The 16,922-nt window shown below is 35.3% G+C and carries 17 protein-coding genes and 2 pseudogenes; 4 read left to right on the forward strand and 15 right to left on the reverse strand.

The genetic code is table 11. The features are described 5' to 3' along the window. Positions 1-96: 96 nt before the first annotated feature. Both ACWF5P_RS24180 and ppsA read right to left on the reverse strand, forming a co-directional pair. Positions 97-375: an ArsR/SmtB family transcription factor gene (locus ACWF5P_RS24180; protein ID WP_101221498.1), complete on the reverse strand. Its 279-nt coding sequence runs from the start codon at positions 373-375 to the stop codon at positions 97-99. 342 nt (positions 376-717) lie between these two features. Continuing rightward, positions 718-3,333: a phosphoenolpyruvate synthase gene (gene ppsA / locus ACWF5P_RS24185; RefSeq protein ID WP_434169162.1), complete on the reverse strand. Its 2,616-nt coding sequence runs from the start codon at positions 3,331-3,333 to the stop codon at positions 718-720. Positions 3,334-3,671: 338 nt separating this feature from the next. Between ppsA and ACWF5P_RS24190 the strand changes: the two are divergent. Continuing rightward, positions 3,672-3,894, forward strand: a pseudogene (locus tag ACWF5P_RS24190) (site-specific integrase); the annotation flags it as partial. A 258-nt stretch (positions 3,895-4,152) separates the two neighbouring features. On the opposite strand, the gene ACWF5P_RS24195 reads toward ACWF5P_RS24190, so the two are convergent. The 3 genes from ACWF5P_RS24195 to ACWF5P_RS24205 all read right to left on the reverse strand — a co-directional run bounded on the left by ACWF5P_RS24195 (position 4,153) and on the right by ACWF5P_RS24205 (position 6,191). Further along, positions 4,153-4,869 carry a DUF6843 domain-containing protein gene (locus tag ACWF5P_RS24195; RefSeq protein WP_452445393.1) on the reverse strand — a complete coding sequence of 239 codons (717 nt, stop codon included), beginning with the start codon at positions 4,867-4,869 and terminating at the stop codon, positions 4,153-4,155. A gap of 444 nt (positions 4,870-5,313) precedes the next feature. Then, positions 5,314-5,853 carry a DUF2812 domain-containing protein gene (locus ACWF5P_RS24200; protein ID WP_434169160.1) on the reverse strand — a complete coding sequence of 180 codons (540 nt, stop codon included), beginning with the start codon at positions 5,851-5,853 and terminating at the stop codon, positions 5,314-5,316. Then, on the reverse strand, positions 5,850-6,191 hold the full coding sequence (locus tag ACWF5P_RS24205; protein WP_434169159.1) for a helix-turn-helix transcriptional regulator: 342 nt from the start codon (positions 6,189-6,191) through the stop codon (positions 5,850-5,852). The genes ACWF5P_RS24200 and ACWF5P_RS24205 overlap by 4 nt, the downstream gene beginning before the upstream one ends. A gap of 385 nt (positions 6,192-6,576) precedes the next feature. On the opposite strand from ACWF5P_RS24205, the gene ACWF5P_RS24210 reads away from it, so the two are divergent. Continuing rightward, positions 6,577-7,353 carry a GNAT family N-acetyltransferase gene (locus tag ACWF5P_RS24210; protein ID WP_434169158.1) on the forward strand — a complete coding sequence of 259 codons (777 nt, stop codon included), beginning with the start codon at positions 6,577-6,579 and terminating at the stop codon, positions 7,351-7,353. A gap of 100 nt (positions 7,354-7,453) precedes the next feature. Here the strand turns inward: ACWF5P_RS24210 and ACWF5P_RS24215 are convergent, their stop codons facing one another. The 4 genes from ACWF5P_RS24215 to ACWF5P_RS24230 form a co-directional block, all read right to left on the reverse strand. After that, positions 7,454-7,651: a hypothetical protein gene (locus tag ACWF5P_RS24215; RefSeq protein WP_434169157.1), complete on the reverse strand. Its 198-nt coding sequence runs from the start codon at positions 7,649-7,651 to the stop codon at positions 7,454-7,456. Between the two features lie 51 nt (positions 7,652-7,702). After that, entirely contained in the window at positions 7,703-7,918 is a 216-nt protein-coding gene (locus tag ACWF5P_RS24220) for a hypothetical protein (RefSeq protein WP_434169156.1), read from the reverse strand. Positions 7,919-8,004: 86 nt separating this feature from the next. Beyond that, positions 8,005-8,199: a hypothetical protein gene (locus tag ACWF5P_RS24225; protein ID WP_434169155.1), complete on the reverse strand. Its 195-nt coding sequence runs from the start codon at positions 8,197-8,199 to the stop codon at positions 8,005-8,007. A gap of 161 nt (positions 8,200-8,360) precedes the next feature. Further along, a complete protein-coding gene (locus ACWF5P_RS24230; protein WP_434169154.1) occupies positions 8,361-8,801 on the reverse strand; it encodes a phage portal protein in 441 nt (146 codons plus the stop codon). Between the two features lie 128 nt (positions 8,802-8,929). On the opposite strand from ACWF5P_RS24230, the gene ACWF5P_RS24235 reads away from it, so the two are divergent. Then, on the forward strand, positions 8,930-9,202 hold the full coding sequence (locus tag ACWF5P_RS24235) for a hypothetical protein (RefSeq protein WP_434169153.1): 273 nt from the start codon (positions 8,930-8,932) through the stop codon (positions 9,200-9,202). Between the two features lie 89 nt (positions 9,203-9,291). Here ACWF5P_RS24235 and ACWF5P_RS24240 read toward each other — a convergent pair. The 4 genes and pseudogenes from ACWF5P_RS24240 to ACWF5P_RS24255 all read right to left on the reverse strand — a co-directional run. Further along, a pseudogene (locus tag ACWF5P_RS24240) lies at positions 9,292-9,636 on the reverse strand (terminase large subunit); the annotation flags it as partial. Positions 9,637-9,701: 65 nt separating this feature from the next. Next, positions 9,702-10,523 carry an HNH endonuclease gene (locus ACWF5P_RS24245; RefSeq protein WP_434169152.1) on the reverse strand — a complete coding sequence of 274 codons (822 nt, stop codon included), beginning with the start codon at positions 10,521-10,523 and terminating at the stop codon, positions 9,702-9,704. Positions 10,524-11,021: 498 nt separating this feature from the next. Continuing rightward, positions 11,022-11,474 (reverse strand): VOC family protein, encoded by a 453-nt coding sequence (locus ACWF5P_RS24250; RefSeq protein ID WP_434169151.1) that lies wholly within the window; start codon positions 11,472-11,474, stop codon positions 11,022-11,024. A gap of 840 nt (positions 11,475-12,314) precedes the next feature. Further along, entirely contained in the window at positions 12,315-12,524 is a 210-nt protein-coding gene (locus ACWF5P_RS24255) for a hypothetical protein (protein WP_063589940.1), read from the reverse strand. 395 nt (positions 12,525-12,919) lie between these two features. On the opposite strand from ACWF5P_RS24255, the gene ACWF5P_RS24260 reads away from it, so the two are divergent. Continuing rightward, positions 12,920-13,165 carry a hypothetical protein gene (locus ACWF5P_RS24260; RefSeq protein ID WP_434169150.1) on the forward strand — a complete coding sequence of 82 codons (246 nt, stop codon included), beginning with the start codon at positions 12,920-12,922 and terminating at the stop codon, positions 13,163-13,165. A 260-nt stretch (positions 13,166-13,425) separates the two neighbouring features. Here ACWF5P_RS24260 and ACWF5P_RS24265 read toward each other — a convergent pair whose 3' ends face one another. Together ACWF5P_RS24265 and ACWF5P_RS24270 are read right to left on the reverse strand one after the other, a co-directional pair. Further along, the gene (locus ACWF5P_RS24265) at positions 13,426-14,877 is read right to left on the reverse strand and encodes a spore germination protein (RefSeq protein WP_434169149.1); all 1,452 of its coding nucleotides are present in this window, start codon (positions 14,875-14,877) and stop codon (positions 13,426-13,428) included. 417 nt (positions 14,878-15,294) lie between these two features. After that, the gene (locus ACWF5P_RS24270) at positions 15,295-16,488 is read right to left on the reverse strand and encodes a serine hydrolase (RefSeq protein WP_434169148.1); all 1,194 of its coding nucleotides are present in this window, start codon (positions 16,486-16,488) and stop codon (positions 15,295-15,297) included. Between the last annotated feature and the right edge of the window lie 434 nt (positions 16,489-16,922).

The raw sequence follows: 16,922 nt of genomic DNA on the forward strand, positions 1-16,922 counted from the left end.
TTTGCCTCCTTAGATATTTGCAACGTATGGTGATCTGCTGACAATCTGGCTGCAAGCAAAACAACCCATATTCGTCAGAAGTCCTGTTCCAAAAGATTACTCTATCCATCCTTTCAACAAGTTCTTAAGTGGTTCGTTGTTGAACATAAGTACACGATATTTTCCCTTTCGTTTAGATTTTACGAGCCCTGCATCTTCCAAAGCAGAAAGATGTTTAGCTATCGCCTGTCTCGAAATGGAAAGGTCATGCTTCATAATGAGACGTACCGTAAGTTCATACAACGTCAACTCATTGCGTTCGGATAGTTCGTCTAATATAAGTCGACGAGTCGAATCGCCTAGTGCTTTGAATATAGCGTCTTTGTCCCAATTCATATATCGATTATAAGCAACTCTACGGTTGCTTGTCAATCATAGGCAACTGTAGAGTTGCCTGACAAAGGAACCGTATCATGCAATCTTATCAAGTTAAAGTGACATAATTGTAGTTTGAATCATTATAGAAATTCAAACTGTTTTTCAACTAAAAAGTAACACACTAGCATCTCATATGAAGTGTTACTCCATTGTAGTGTTTAAAATCAATTACAATCATTTAACATAGAAAAAAATCCCTGATCAAAAAGCAGGGATTTTTAATGGTCTTAGAGAACACAAAAATGATTATTCGATAATAATTTCAATATAACATCCTTTATACTGTAAGGTATTCAGCAATTACAATATTTCGATATACCCCTCTGTCCCATGCACTCGAATTCGTTGCCCATCTTTTATCAGTTCAGTCGCATGTTCCACCCCAACAACTGCTGGTAAGCCATATTCACGTGCGATAACTGCTCCATGGGTCATCAGTCCACCAACTTCGGTGACTAAGCCTTTTACGGAAACAAACAATGGTGTCCAGCTAGGGTCAGTAAAGGAAGTGACTAATATATCTCCATCCTCTAGATTAGCTTCTTCCATGTTTAAGATGACACGTGCTCTTCCCTCAATAACACCGGAGGAAACAGGCAGACCTACAATAGCTTCGGCTGGGAGATTTTCTCGTTTGTACTCACCTACAATGATTTCACCATCAGACGTGATTACACGTGGGGGAGTTAGTTTTTCAAATAATTTGTACTCGTCTTTACGTTTGCTGATGATCTGGTAATCCAGTTTGTTTGTGCGTACTACTTCGCCAAGTTCTTCAAAAGTGAGATAGTATATATCTTCTTTTTCATGAATGACGCCTATTTGTACGAGTTGGTCGGCTTCTTTCAGTAAAGCCTGCTTATAAACGAAATAGCGACTAACCATGCCGTATTTGGGATATTCACGATAACCGATGAAATTCCGGATTAGGTCGATCATTCGTTTTGTTTCCTTGGCTTTTTGATCACCATCCGGTAATTGCTTCAATCGATCTAATAACTCTTGTTCTTTTTTCAAAGCTGCCTGTCGCCCTTGCTCAAATTTCCGTTTACTAGCATTAGGCTCAAAGTTTTTGATATTGCTAAGAATCAACGGAACAAGTGTAATTGGTTTTTCACTCCAACGAGTTCTAGTAATATCGATTTCCCCGGCACCTCGCATGCCGTATTTGCCGAGATAATCATAGATAGCTTCTTGCGTTTTTTGTCCACCTTCGAACTTAACCAGTTCATCCAAAAAGTTATCATCTTTTACATGTTGTAAATAATCAATGACTTCCGGATAAGGACGAATCACATCTGCGACCTCCAATAGCGCCAGACCCATTTCCGAGGTAATATTGTTTGGTACAGATTGAGAAAGCGTATCTGCTGCGTTTTTTTCACCTAACCACTCGTTCATTTTTTCATTGATCCATGATGAAGCATCCATAGCAGCCATAAACACAGCTGAACTTTCTGGGTCAAATAAAATCTTCTTTAATATCTGGATATCTTCCAGGATAAAATCAAATAAATCTGATCCTGATTTCGTTTGGATGTTTTGTTTTAACTCTTCTATCGATGTTTGACTGCTCTTAATCAAATCAGAAACGATTGTCGGCTCGTTTTCGATTTGTGCCCTAGAATCCGCAGACATCACACTTTTATTGCTTTTACCGGAACTCTGTTCTTGCTTATCATTTGGTAAAGATTTTATGAAATCTCCTCGCTCTATTATGGTAATGAGTGCGTCTTTCATGAGCGGATCATGTTGTCCCATGGCATCTAAAAACATTTTTCTGCTGTCAGGTGAAGCCAGCATATGTGTGACATCAACAAACAGCCTCCCGCCAGCTTTACGCATAGGTGCAGGAGTGGTTAACAGGAAAAAAGACAATCCCAATGGTTTCATGGGGTCGGTCATCATTTGTTGATGACCGACAGATACATAAATGTGATTTACTTGATCATTCGCTTCAGGGATCGGGTATAAAGTAGTGATTGGCCGACTCTGGACTATATAAAATGCATCATCAACCAGACACCATTCGATATCTTGTGGGCGACCAAAACAAGCTTCGATTTGTCTTCCGATGCGTGCCAGTTGTAAAATCTGTTGATCAGTAAGTGTTTGGGTCTTTTGCTGATCCGGATCGATCTGTTGTTTCACTGTTCCGCCTTCTTTTAGTCCATGGATAGCCAATTTCTTGGTTGCTATCATCTTATCGACGATTTCCTCTTCCTGCACTTTATAACAATCGGCAGAAACCAAGCCAGAAACGAGTGCTTCTCCAAGTCCAAAACTGGCATCGATTGATAGCAGCTTTCGGTTAGAAGTTATCGGATCAGCTGTAAATAAAATCCCTGAAGCCTGTGGAAAAACCATCCTTTGAACGATAACGGATAAGTAAACTTCACTGTGGTCAAATCCATTTTGCATACGGTAAATTACCGCACGATCCGTAAATAGGGAAGCCCAACATTTCCTGATATGCTGCAAGATGGCATCGACGCCGATGATATTTAAATAAGTGTCATGTTGACCAGCAAAAGAGGCATGTGGTAAATCTTCCGCAGTCGCACTGGACCGGACTGCATATGCATGTTCATCACCAAACTGGGAGAGAAAGTGAATAACGGCTTTCACAACATCGGAAGGAATTTCTACATCCTTAATGATTTGTCGAATCTTCCTGCTGATTTCACCAATTTGTTCACGATCTTCTACTTTTAGAATTGTCAGTCGATCCAACAAAGCTTGGTACGTTTCGTTTTGTTCGATGGCTTTTTGATATCCCACGGTTGTAACACAAAATCCTTCTGGTACTTGTATTCCTTCAATTTTTGATAATTCCCCTAAATTTAATCCTTTTCCGCCAACGAGCAATAGCTGTGTTTTTTCCATCTCCTGAAAACCGAGAACCAATGAACCCATTCTATACCCCTCCCACAAATCTCAATAAAGGTCTATTGTATTTTAGCAGTAGCAATTAAGAATAAATAGTCTATATTTACCATTTCTTATATGCTATAATTAAATTAGGAAGAGTAAGAGTTCAACTATCATACAGTAACCAAATGCCCCGGTTTATCCCCTTGAAAGCAGTTTATATACCTTTTAGCCCACAATGAATATGATTAAAATTAACTTTTTTTTCATCCGTTTTGTTTATTTTTACCAAAAACACCTTATATTAATATGAGATTTCAAGCTCTTATTAAACTAATCTGCGTAGTTAGTGTAAGTACAATATTTAATTTACCATAGAATTCCTGAACCAAAATAAATTGGCCCTGTCAGAACTATATCACGATTTAAACCTAGTTCTTTGCAGGGATAATCGCAGCTACATGCCAAAGTCTACTTATTTAACGCATTCAGTCGCATCTTAAAAAGGGCTGAGTTGCCATCACTTCCCCCATCCATTCCCTCCGTCATACACATGCAGTGCTCCAGCTAGAAGCTGGAGCAGATATGAAATATGTTCACACTCGAAAAGAAAAACATGGATAAGTTTGAGGAATATACCAAAGGGATAATCGATTAAATTTTTTTGCTAAAGTTTGTGGGTAAATGGTGGGTAAATCTATTTCATTTCATTTAATTAATTTAGATTTGCCCACAAAAAAAAACCCCTGACACCAGAGGTGTAAGGGGTTTGAGGTCAGAAGGGTTGTGAAGGTTTGTACTTAAACTAACGGGGCAGGTTAGTTCATCAAGCATAGTTTGTTCCCAATTGTGAAGTCTACAATTTTAAAATAATTGTGGTTCCATATTATAATACTTCTTTAAAATATCATTAATCATCTGTACGTTTCCATCTTCATTCTGAGCTTCCATCGAAAATTCCTCACTGCAGTTATCCTTTTTTAGCTTAAATCCTGTATAAATAATATCTATATTATCCTCAAGAGTAGTTCCACCTGTTCCAAATGTACTTACACACTTATTATCTATAGGTGTTCTATGTCCTTTATCATCAACATAGAAGTATTTGTCCGTTATTGTACCGTAGTCCAAGTCCTTAGTCCTGGTCGCATAATAGCCCTTTTCATTGATCTTATGCACCTCATAGCCATCTTCTTTCTCGATTTCAGGAGCTCCTTTAACATTGTAAAATACAAAAACATCACCTTCATATCCTTCAGGTATTAGATATATATCATTTGTCTTTCTTTCTTCACTTATCGCTAAAGTAATGATTATTCCTAATCCAATTGCAACCCCTAAACTAACAATCACCTTAACCCATTTTGATAAACGCCTATTCTTACGTAACGATGAATAGACTACAAAAGAACTTACACTGAGTATAATCAACACAGGAGTTACATAAATCACACCGTAAATAGTACTTTCACCTATTGAAGGATAATATACATCTGGATCTCTATCTAAATATGGATTATAGGCCATTATTGATCCAATAATAGAGATAATGAAAGATAAAATCACTGCTGCTAATATCACTTTTAAAAATTCACAACTAAATCAGCTTCCCCTAATAACCTGTAATAAAAACAACTCAATTTTAACAAACTAAGATTTGGAAGAATACCCCCCTACTGATTATAATATTAAATAAAAAAAGAGGAATCCGTTTAGAGTCCTCCAATTGATTTATTCAATTTTGCTTAACTGACAGTTTGTGTAAACTCTACAAAAAGTCTTAATGAACTAAAGGGTGCGTTAGCTTAAGATTGGAGCTGTCTTTAAGGCAGCTTTTTCTTGTGGCACTAAAGGCGCAGATTAGTTCTATAAGGGGCAACGTCAGGAAAATGCGGATTTACAACGATAAGGAAGTCTCGAACATTAAAAAAGCGATTTACAGTTTCTTAAGAAATCGCCTTTTTATTTGTTTTACTAAGCTACCCGTTCGTGAAAATTTTTTTTGTTTTCGAACTTTTTTGATATTTACTCCTTTCGTAATTTCAATAATTTAAATTGATAAGAAAGGTATGGTAGGCCGGGGAAGATAAGAATGATAAGGAAAATTATCCCTAATACTCGAAAAAAGTTCCCAATACTTTCAGATACCCATCCCCAATTACTAAAGACACTAAGCAACCAAAATATAACGGTAGAAATGAAGAATGGAAGAGAAGCTTTCCCCATTTGATTCTTTTCTCGTTCATATTTTTCAACAGTAGTGGGTCTGTCTGTATAGATTGGCTTGGTTCCTGTAGGGGCACTAAATATATGAATTTCATTACCTACAGAACATACATGTGACCATCCAGCAACTTCAAAGAAGGCTAAATATTCATCATCTACTTCTTTTTGATAATCCAGTGAATACTCAATGTTCTTACGTTCCCCTTTTCTTAGCTTGTACCCTAGCCCTGCAAAATTTTCTAAATCCCATCCCTCTTTTGCATATTCGGCAAGCTTTTTCATCTCTTTTTCTTCAAAAAAAGCTAAACCACCACTAGGAATATATTTAACCTTATTCATGATAACTGCTCCCCTCTTCGTTTAAATACTTCTTCTGCATGTAATACCATTTCCCGTCTTCGCTTTACTTCTTTTTTCAAAAGTTCAATGCCCTTTTCTGTTGCAATATAGGTTTTTCTTTTCTGATCATGATCATCAAACAGTTGAATTAATTCAGCAGCTAACAGTTTCTTGATTGTTGTATACATAGAGGCAGGTCCAATTGAAAATCGCTGATCAGTCATTTCTTCAATAGTTTGCATAATGAGGTAACCATGCTTCGCATCAACTAAAGACAATAAAATATAGTAAGCTGTGTCCGTCAGTTCACCTATTTCTAATGAGACATTTCTCCCCATGATCTTCCTCCTTTTTATATCATTAAACGATATATCATTAAATATAATATATCGTTTAATGATATAAAATTCAATGGGTTATCGCAGATTATTAAAACTATGGGAGTTAAGATTTTATTTTTGTTTTTTGATTATATAAATGTTTGGTTCTATAAAAGCATAGTTAAAAGAATATAAAAAGTTATTCGATTATAGGGCGCGATTCTTTAATAAGAATCGATTTTCTTAATGAACTAACGGGTGCGTTAGCTGAAGATCGAAGCTGACTTTAAAGGCAGCTTTTTCTTTTGGAACTAATGGGTCAGTTTATCTCAAGAAGGATTCCACAAACTTAAGGAGAATTTTTCACATATACTTTTAGATGATTTGGAGAGGAAGGGTAAACATGAGTTTTTATTTTAAAGAATGTGAACAAAGTGACGTTAGAAACTTACTCCGGGAATATGTAATTGCATTAAGTTCTCCTATTGATTCCTTCTTAGAGGATCAAATTTTTAATTCCGCATTTTATACTATCAGTTACAATTCTGAAGTTGCAGGTTATTATTCCGTTCACAGTAATCACTGCCTTACACAATTTTATTTAGACTTATCATATTTTAATGAAGCCCAAGAGATTTTTAAAAATGTTCTGAGCAATCATTCAATCCAATCTGTACTTGTTCCAACATGCGACGAACTTTTTTTAAGTTTGGTATTAGATCATGATTATAAAATCGAAAAACAAGCTTACTTTTTTCAAGATAACAAAGTGGAAATTCCAAAAGAAAAATTATATAAAGGTGGGGATTTCAGAGCTGCCGTTCCTAATGATGCTATAAAAATAACCCAGGTATGTCAGGACTTCATTGATAAAGTGGAGGAACGTATTAAAAATAGAGAAATATTTACCTTCACTAAAGGAAATATACTACTTGGAATAGGGATTGTAGAACGAAGTAAGTTACTCGACAGATATGCAAGTATCGGCATTTTTACAAATGAACAGTTCAGAAAACAAGGAATAGGTAGAACGATAATACATCACTTGAAGGAATGGTGTTATGACAATAATCTAAATCCGATTTGTGGGTGCTGGTATTATAATATTCCGTCTAAACAAACTTTAGAAAGTGCTGGTATGGTCTCTAAAACAAGATTATTGAATATCAAAGTCCTCTAAGTTATTGATTGTAGTGGTTAGGTTGTTGATCTCAGGAAGAAAAAGGAGAAAATATCGTATTAACTATAAATGATTCTGTCTTAAATATCTAAGCACAGAACTATATAAATAGAATAACATTCGTCGAAATCATTAAGCAATTATCTCCTTTAGATGCTAAAAATTCAGAAACAAAATCAATCGCTCCACCATGACCTTTTGTATATGTTGGGGCTTTCATGTTCATCAGCTCTTCCAGATCCCTGCGACTAAACGTCTCTGGCTTCTTAACAGGTTTCTTCTTCTCATCACGGTTCATTGTTCTCACCCCAATAAAAAAAGCACCCAAATTAATGGATGCCCCCTCCTTTTATTCACTACTCTTGACGTTTTTTATTAAATCATCTCTAAATGACTTTGCATCTCTTTCAAAAACTTTTTCAAAGCTTTTTTCATACTCTTCGTAGGTTATCTGACCTTTTTCAATCAGTAATTCTACTATAGCTTTAACCCTTACTCTATTCGACACTAATTCATTCGTCATATTGGACAATAAAATACCGATTTTCTCATAATCATCATTCATTTTGTCATCCCCTTCGTTTAACCAATACGACAAAAGGAGAAGTTTTCCTGCAAATAATAAGCACTTAAATGTATGAGTGCTCTATTTTAATTAAATTCATAGCGATTATCATATGTTCTTTCTAATTTGCTCAAAACGCAGTATTCCTTTTTTAAAGTTTGCAACTGATTCTCCAACTCTGAATTTATGCCGTTTGCCATTTTCTCTATAATTTCTTTTTGGACTTTTTTATTGTCAAACAACTTTTTTAGCACTTTCGCATGTTCATCAAATATATCCACCTTTTCTCCCCCTTAGTTTTCATACTATTTATATTCAACTAAAAGGCAAGGATTCCTAATTGTTTGTTCTCTCTAAAATAGGTACAAGACATTACAATCACTTTATTTGTTGTAGATCATGTATTTCTGAATGCCTAGTTTACAAGGAACATAAAAAACGCCTACCCGATGGATAGACGGTTATGATATATATTCAACAAAAGAGGGAATACGTAGCAAACATCTTTGAATGAATCATTGACCAGCGCATATTTAACTCGTGTGAAAGAGTCCGCAATCAATAAATCTTCGGTATCCGACTGGATAACCAAACACTCATTGTCATAGATCAGCTTATGGACCAAAATCTGCCAAAATCGGCTGGCTGACATGTTCGGATTCGGTCTGACATTTAATCGGTAATACATTTCGTCCTTCACAATCTTTTTGTCCTTCTTCACATAAAATTCTGATTGGCTGATGGTGCGGCCAATCATATTGATACAGGTCTGTATTGCCAATTGCTTCATGTAAATTTTTTTGGAAGTTTCTTCGATTAAATCAAAATCAATCATGAATTCCAGTTCCTTATTTCTGCTTTTTATCAGATCTAGAAATCCCAAAATCTCACCTCCTTATCTCGCAATTTAATCGGACTGTTGCATAGTATAATATTTACACAAACTATAATTATTGTTAAAATTCGGTAGATACCGATTTTTATAATTTAATTCATAAAGGGGCAAGTGTAGTGCAAAAAACCTTAGGGCTTATATCTATTCTAATTCCAACAGTTTTAACTATATTAATTATTAACTTTTTATTTGATATCGTATCCTTGAAAATTCAAGGGATGCCGCTCGTATTTCCGTTTTTAGTATGCCCAATAGGAGCGATCATTGGTTTTGTAGGATATAAAATGAATCGTAATAAACTTCCGTTAGTTGGACTAGTTTTTAACATTATTTTATTCGTATTCCCAATCTTATATAACATCGTCGTTATTCTTACACAAGGTGCATAACCTGTAGCGCAAAGGGGTTGGATTATTCCAATCCTTTTTATTTATACTTATCTGTTTTATTAGATAAAACACACAGTTTGTGTCTACTCTTAAAAATCTATATCATCCAAGAAAAAGTCCATCTCTTCTTCCAATACATCATCCGCTTTGAACAAGGCATGAATAAATGCCTGGAAGCCATCTGTTTTCCTTCTGAATTCATCCTTTTTCAGATACTCCTTGTTTCCATCCTTTTTAATGTGAACATAGACATTATTCGTATACCAGCGCATTAACGGATTGTCACCAAAAATAATATTGTGGTTTGCAAATGCTGTTTCCACTCTTGGAGCGAGCAATGAATGAATTGCCTTAGGATTGCGAATAAATTCTAGTTCGAACCACTCAGTTGCTAGAGCTGTTTTAACTAAATTCATCCGAAAGGTATGTTCTACATAACCCAGAAGTTTACGTTACCACATATCGTTTACTCAATTTGTTCAGATTTTCGCAATTTGCATTAATCCATATTCCAGAAAGGAACGTTGACAGAACTGGTTGCTGTTGACCTAGCTCCTTTGGATGTATTGCACTTTTCACAAAGTAACTGAAAATTTGAAGCATCATTGCTGCCGAAAAGCTTCAAGGGAACAATATGGTCAATATGAATTGTGTTTTGAGGTCTAATTAACTTTGTAAGATCACAACGACATTCTGGCTTTGAGCAAGTTCCTTTGTCCCTGTGAAAGACAGCGTCCGTCAGCCATTTGGGGAATCTTTGTCTCTTAATACGGTTCTTTTCCGTCACATAGTCTGGGTGAGATGTTTTTATATCGTCAATGTAGTCCTCAATAAAATCAGCAAGCTCCAAATGAAAATCATGTAAAAACTTTCTATCTAGGAAAATAACTTGAAACGCTGAATGAATAATCAATTCGTCAAACTCACCATTATTTTCGTCAACAAACTTCTCCCACATTTCAACTATTTCATTGCAACTACAATCATTTTCATGCCATTCGTCGGAACAGTTATCAAAGTCTGGTATCGGAAGGTCTGGTTTCAAGTTTACCTGATCCAGTGTTCGAGAGATAAAGTTAAAAAGATATTCTTTTTCGTGAACATTGCCTTTTATTTTAGAAATTTCTTCAGAAATATCTTGGAAGTATGCCAAATACCCATGAACTGCCGTTGTTTTATTTGGTTTGACAATAACGTCAATTAATTCTTCTCTGAAAGTTTCAAAAGCGTTTCGTCCAGCTTCATATAAATAATTGATAGCCAATCCAGCCAAACCAATACCAGAACTTAATGCTAAATGTTCGTCTTTTGGTGATGCCATTTATTTCCCTCCTTTCATTTTCTTATTATAACGCTCTACATTTTTTCTTTGTCCTGCTCAAATAACGCACCCGTTAGTTGTATAAGGGGTAGCGTCAGGAAAATGCGGATTTACAACGATAAGGAAATTACCATATTAAAAAGCCGAATTTCTCAACATTTATATTTGAGAAATTCGGCTTTTTTCGTTGCTCCGTTAAAGCGCCCTTTTATTGAATAAGAATTTTCTTCAAATCGAGACGGATTGGCATATAACGTTTTCGCATTCCGAACCCTGCGAGCCTTAGAACGAAGTTCTTAGGCTCGCAGGGTTGTCGTCTGAATCTGCTTCCCTGCTTCTTCTCCTGGCGACCAAGGGGCTCGGAGAGTCCCGCAGCGTGAATGCTGTGTTATATGACGTACCCGACTTCTTCGAGTTACTTTCACACTGCTTTTCTGTTTCAATTTTTACTTCAGTAATGTATATTTCAGTAAAGGCTTTTTATAAAACGTCACTTACTTATTTGTTACCGAGTTGTTCCGCCAAACCGATTAGAAGTCCTTCGGTTCCACGAATGTAGCAGAGCCGATACGAGTCCTCGTACTGAACCACTTCGCCAACGAGCTGAGCACCATACTTAGTGAGTCTGGATACCATTTCGTCAATGTCTTCAACGGTGAACATGACGCGTAGATAACCGAGGGCATTTACAGGAGCAGTCCGGTGATCTGATATAGTAGGTGGGGTGAGAAATCGCGAAAGTTCAAGTCGGCTGTGGCCATCTGGGGTAACCATCATAGCAATCTCTACGCACTGAGAACCCAATCCGGTTACGCGACCAGCCCATTCACCTTCGACAGTGGCTCGCCCTTCGAGCTTCAAGCCAATCTCCTCGAAGAAAGAGATTGCGTCATCAAGGGATTCTACAACGATGCCGACATTGTCCATTCTTAGTAATTTGTTTTTTTCCATAGTTTTATCTCCTTATGTGTAAAAATTTATTATCTGATCATCTTCATAATTATTCTATTAAAAAGTTACAAATTCCTTCCAAAAAAAAACACCTTGTCACAGTTCATGATAACAAAGAAAAGTCACAGTATAGGAAAATGTGAAATTAGGTTTTCGGTATGTCATATAACATCTTGTTAACGAACAACACTTCGTAAACCCTCTACTATTGGAATATTCGCGAACCTTATTTCGTAATACCTTTTTTGTATTTTTCATAAGTTAAGTTTACCATAACCTTCTTTCACTAACCTGCCCCTTTAGATTAAGAAAAAGCTGCCCTAAGGCAGCTCCGATTTCAGCTAACGTTAAATTGAATACAAGCTTAAAATCCCAATTATCATAGCGATTATAAGAATTGATACTAAACCAATAAGTATTTTCATCCAAGTTTTCATATAATCACCTACTTGTTGGGTTTTGTGACATAAAAAAGACGGTTTTACCGTCTAATAGATTGCACTAGTTTTCTTAGTAAAAACAAAACTAATATTGCGAAAAGAGAAGATAGAATTAATCCTGGAATATTTATAGTAGTTAACAAATTCACACCGCCAAATTATATAATTAACTAAATTTTAGGTGTTATTACAAAAGTAGTCAATAATCAAGGTTCGAATAAGCTACGCTTCTAGAACTTACCTGCCCCTTTAGTTCCATAAGAAAAGAGCTGCCTTAAAGACAGCTCCAATCTTCAGCTAACGCACCCGTTAGTTAATTAAGAAAAAGGTTGCTTCAACAACCTCCCTTATTGAAGTATTTAATCCATCAATCTATAAAACAAAAAAGGTTAGCTCATAGCTAATCTTTTTTGTTCTTAATGATAAATTCCCCTAATTTCCCCAATAAATGTAATGTGTAAATAATCATTAAGGCTCTGGCTACTACAAAACCATCTATAGCTAAGTCATATCCGCCTCGTAATAAGGCTGAATCCGAAAACCAAAAATAAATTGATATTGCCAGAGGTATTAAGAGAAAAATCAAAGCTAGTTGAGTTTTTTTATCCATAAGATCCCGCCTTATTATATGTATTTTACAAATAATAGCATTATTTCTTGAAAGAAAAAACTAAAAAGTGGAAATGATTCACTACTTAAATGGCTCTGTAAGGCATTTAAGTAAGAGGTAATATAAATACGTCAGAGGATATAATTCCGTCCACCAATGCACATCGTTTTTGGCATTTTACGATAGGTCTTATAATAGCACTCCTTATGGAAAGTTCCATAAGGAAAAGCTGCCTTAAAGACAGCTCCGATCTTCAGCTAACGCACCCGTTAGTTCTATAAGACTTATCGCAGAGTTGACACAGACTGTGAATAAAAACATTTAAAGAAAACAGGAGAATCAACTGCCATTTTTGAATATAATCTTTGAACTAAAATAAGTAGGGAGACGGTGTAGTGAGCGATATAGACAAACGAAACAGATTAAGTGAAGAACCATTTACTTATCGAATAACGAAAAAAGAAACAGTAGTAATCAATTACAAAGGTAAACAAATTAAATTTTTAAAGGATAGGGAGGCTCTGCGTCTTATAGAAAGAATCAATGAAGTTGAAAATAATATAACAGAACTACAGTTATTGTTAGCTAAAATTACGGGTAACTTTAAACGGGGTAACGAGAAGTTGGGTAAAAATAAATAAACTAAGCCTTCGTAGTTCGAGTACACAACGCTTATGGAACTAACCTGCCCCCGATAGTTGCATAAGAAAAAAAGCTGCCTTAAAGACAGCTCTGATCTTCTACTAAGCACCCGTTAGTTCAACAAGGGACCAACCAACATATGTTTTCGCACCTGCATTTATTTTCGAAATTGGAACAAAAAAGCCAAGATCAAGATATGTTGACTTGTACAGTTAATATTTTTGTGTTCTTTGCAAATTGTGATCATAATAACAAAAAATTAATCATCATCCTCAGGATAAGTATGTTTGCTATTAATTAGTGTCTGTAAATCTCCTCTATAGATTGAATCTTTCAATTCCTGTATCCTAAACGGAATCAAAGGCGAAAGATAGGGAACACCTAAAGATTTAAGGCTTACCATATAAATTATTTGAATTGTTGCAGCGATGATTAATCCGTTAAATCCAAAAAAATTAGCAGTAATCAAAAAAAGCAGTCTCAAAGTGCTTTCAGCAGCAAGCATTCCTCTATTAGCGAGTAGAAAACTAGAAATAGTTGTTATACCTACTATTATGAGACTAAGTGGATGAATTAGTTTTGCCGTAACAGCTGTTTCGCCTACTACAATTGTTCCGATTAAGGAAAGCAAAATCACTGAAGTTTTTGGAATACGATATGAAGCATCTAATAATATTCTTATGATAAATAAAAGAAGTGCAATTTCCCAAAAGGTTGGTAATAACTCATTTTTAGATATAAGTGCCTTTGAAATTTTGCTAGTTAAATCTTCTTTATGAAAATTTGCTATCGCAATATAAACACCAGGTAAGTATACAGCTAAGAAAAAGCAAATCATTCTTATTATTCGATTTGAAAACCGCCCCATTTTTAAGTGATATTCATCTGGTGCCTGTAATAAATCCATAAAAAGTGTGGGTGTAATGATAGCAGTAGGGAAACCATCTACTATTATTATTACTTTTCCTTCATATAATGAGGATACAACTCCATCAATTCGTCCTGAAGTTCTTGCTAAATTGAAAATTGATCTTGGTTTTCCTTCCAATACATCTTCCACAACTTTTGAATTTAGTACATACTTTATTTTTAGACTTTTTAGCCTCTTTCGTACTTCTATTAAAATTCCTTTATCAACAATACCTTCTATAAATAATATTGAAACTGCTGTTTTGGAGATTGTCCCAAATTCCATTGCTTCTACACAGAAATCGGGAGTTTTTATTGTATTTCTTAACAAATTAATATTTGTTTTCATTTGTTCTGTTAGCCCAATAGCTGGTCCCATTGGTGACCGTTCTCCTAGTGATTCTTCAAGGCTTCTTTCCTTCCAATTGGCTGATGGTATGATAATTCCTTTTCTATAGCCATTAATCAATATAATGGTATTTCCTTGTACGATAGCTTCTATTAACTCTTTGTACTGAGTCGAGTTTTTCACATCAGCTGTTTCAATCATTCTCTCGATAATTTGATCAATAAGTGATTCATTAAACTTTACAGTCTTGAACGGCTCTAATAATGGTTTGACAACATATTCCTGTATGCGGTCTGTATCAATAATTCCATCCAAATAGATAATATTGATTTCAAAAGAACCTTTGAAGCCTGTTTTTATTTTTCTAACAATAAGGTCAGATGTATGATGAAATGTATTCTTTATATTGCTAATATTTTCTTGAGAACATTCCTGCAATTCTTTTTTAATCATTCTATTTCACCCTTAAAGTGTATTCACTTTAGTTTGAGGAAATATCTAAAATTTTATCCGTATTCAACTATCCTGCCCCGTAAGTTCCATAAGAAAAAGCTGCCTTAAAGACAGCTCCGTTCTACAGCTAACGCACCCGTTAGTTGATTAAGGATATTTTATTTTTTTAACTGTTTATTTAAAAATTCAAGACATACTCTTTGAGATTTTTCCCTTTTTATAATTCTTTTTACACGCATTGTACTTTGTAAATACTGCCTAACATTTCTATTTACAAAAAACAATCGATGATATTTTTCATCTTCGTATATACCTTTAAACCAAGTATGATTCTTCTTCTTAGCTTAATGGTGATGGGATTACAACAGAATTTAGCGGATAACATGCGTTAATCATGAAAGTCACCACGCCCGACTTCTATTGATTTTTTTCCTTTACTAAATGTTCTATTATCGCTTGACAAGCATTTGTCTCCTTTGAACTAGGAGACAGATAAGAAGATAATTTTACAATCACTGTATCAGCTTTTGGTGCAATGCATATTCGCTGATCAAACTTCCCACGGGCTGAATATCCACCGAATTGATCATGGCTAACCCACCATTTATTATGATAAGAGAATCCTGATAGATGACTGTGATTACTTTCCGCAAGATATTTTCGGTTACCACCTTTTTTAATTTCCCTTATAATATGTTCCGGAATAATTTGTTGGCCATTATAGTAACCATCGTTAAACATCATTTCACCAAATCGTGCCAAATCACGCAACGTAGCCCGCATACCGCCGCTGGCCATATCTGTACCAATTAGATCCAGTTGCATTAATGCGTTTTCTTCTGCCCCAAGTTTAGACCATATTATTTCTTGGATTAATTCTGCTATGTTTTTCCCTGTCAAGCGTTTGACAATCCATCCCAATGTTTCTGTTTGTCCGTTTTCATAATAAAATGCAGTACCAGGTATTTTATCTTTTTTGCTCGACAACATAAAATCATAAAGATTTTCTGGTCCATTGTAGTTTTCTGGTTTTGGCATTGAACCTGTTGCAATAAAAATGGGTGTCCCCCGACCTATTCCAAATGGCGTGTCGGCTTTCAGATATTTCACAGGAACTTGCATATCAAGCAATTGCTGAACTGTTCCATCACCAAGTCCTGTTCCTTCTAACTCAGGAATATAGAAGGAAGACTTTTTATTAATATCTAATAATCCTTCATCAGCAAGAACACTAACTATCAAGCCTACAAAAGATTTTGTAGCAGAGTTCAGTGCATGAGTCTCATAAGATCTATATCCATTAAAATACTTCTCATACACAACTTTTCCTTTATGCATCACTAAAAAAGCATCTGTGTCAGTTCTCTCAAGATAGGCTAAAACACTTTCACCATTCTTATCGTTTATTTTTTCTAGATCTAATTGGTCTTTTGCATATGATAATTGGGTAGGCTTTTGGTTTCCTCTCCATATAATACGACTGGGGCTCAGTTCACCACTATGACAATAGCGTTGCAAATTTTTTTGTGAAGTAAACCAATTATCCTTCGTAACAATATCTTCTTTAAACGGCGGAAAAATCTTCATTTCATTCTTTGTAATAGACTGCATTACAATCCCTCCTATTTTTTATTTTAGTTAAAAAGCTCTTTATTTATTTGCATATTTTTTTCCGGATATTTTAGATAGACCCAAAATGCACATGCTATCAAAATCCCTATAATACTAATGCTGAAAAACATCCATCTCCACCCAAGGGAAACACCAATACCCCCTATTGTGATTGAACCCAGCGCACCACCAAACGTTTGTTCAGAAAGAAAGAACTTGCTCTACCCCTTTAAGAAAATACTTATTATAAAGCCTGATTAAAAGAGTTAAACTGTAGGTCTTTTAATCGGAATAATAGCTACTTTCATCGCCTTCCCTTAAACTTTCTTCATTCTAGATTTGTACTATATTCTGGATACTTTACTCCTTTCATGGAGTCGAAAACGCTTACACCTGTTTTTTTAAGTGATTGCAACAATTATTCTATTTATAGC

This window comes from Peribacillus sp. NPDC055009 (assembly GCF_053608705.1).

What these genes read in the sequence shown, in the direction of transcription:
- ACWF5P_RS24215 (WP_434169157.1), bottom strand. Translation starts at nt 7,651, where the DNA reads ATGAACCGTGATGAGAAGAAGAAACCTGTTAAGAAGCCAGAGACGTTT.
- ACWF5P_RS24250 (WP_434169151.1), bottom strand. Translation starts at nt 11,474, where the DNA reads ATGGAAAAAAACAAATTACTAAGAATGGACAATGTCGGCATCGTTGTA.
- ACWF5P_RS24265 (WP_434169149.1), bottom strand. Translation starts at nt 14,877, where the DNA reads ATGATTAAAAAAGAATTGCAGGAATGTTCTCAAGAAAATATTAGCAAT.
- ACWF5P_RS24255 (WP_063589940.1), bottom strand. Translation starts at nt 12,524, where the DNA reads ATGGATAAAAAAACTCAACTAGCTTTGATTTTTCTCTTAATACCTCTG.
- ACWF5P_RS24205 (WP_434169159.1), bottom strand. Translation starts at nt 6,191, where the DNA reads ATGGGGAGAAATGTCTCATTAGAAATAGGTGAACTGACGGACACAGCT.
- ACWF5P_RS24245 (WP_434169152.1), bottom strand. Translation starts at nt 10,523, where the DNA reads ATGGCATCACCAAAAGACGAACATTTAGCATTAAGTTCTGGTATTGGT.
- ACWF5P_RS24220 (WP_434169156.1), bottom strand. Translation starts at nt 7,918, where the DNA reads ATGAATGATGATTATGAGAAAATCGGTATTTTATTGTCCAATATGACG.
- ACWF5P_RS24270 (WP_434169148.1), bottom strand. Translation starts at nt 16,488, where the DNA reads ATGCAGTCTATTACAAAGAATGAAATGAAGATTTTTCCGCCGTTTAAA.
- ppsA (WP_434169162.1), bottom strand. Translation starts at nt 3,333, where the DNA reads ATGGGTTCATTGGTTCTCGGTTTTCAGGAGATGGAAAAAACACAGCTA.
- ACWF5P_RS24210 (WP_434169158.1), top strand. Translation starts at nt 6,577, where the DNA reads ATGAGTTTTTATTTTAAAGAATGTGAACAAAGTGACGTTAGAAACTTA.
- ACWF5P_RS24180 (WP_101221498.1), bottom strand. Translation starts at nt 375, where the DNA reads ATGAATTGGGACAAAGACGCTATATTCAAAGCACTAGGCGATTCGACT.
- ACWF5P_RS24200 (WP_434169160.1), bottom strand. Translation starts at nt 5,853, where the DNA reads ATGAATAAGGTTAAATATATTCCTAGTGGTGGTTTAGCTTTTTTTGAA.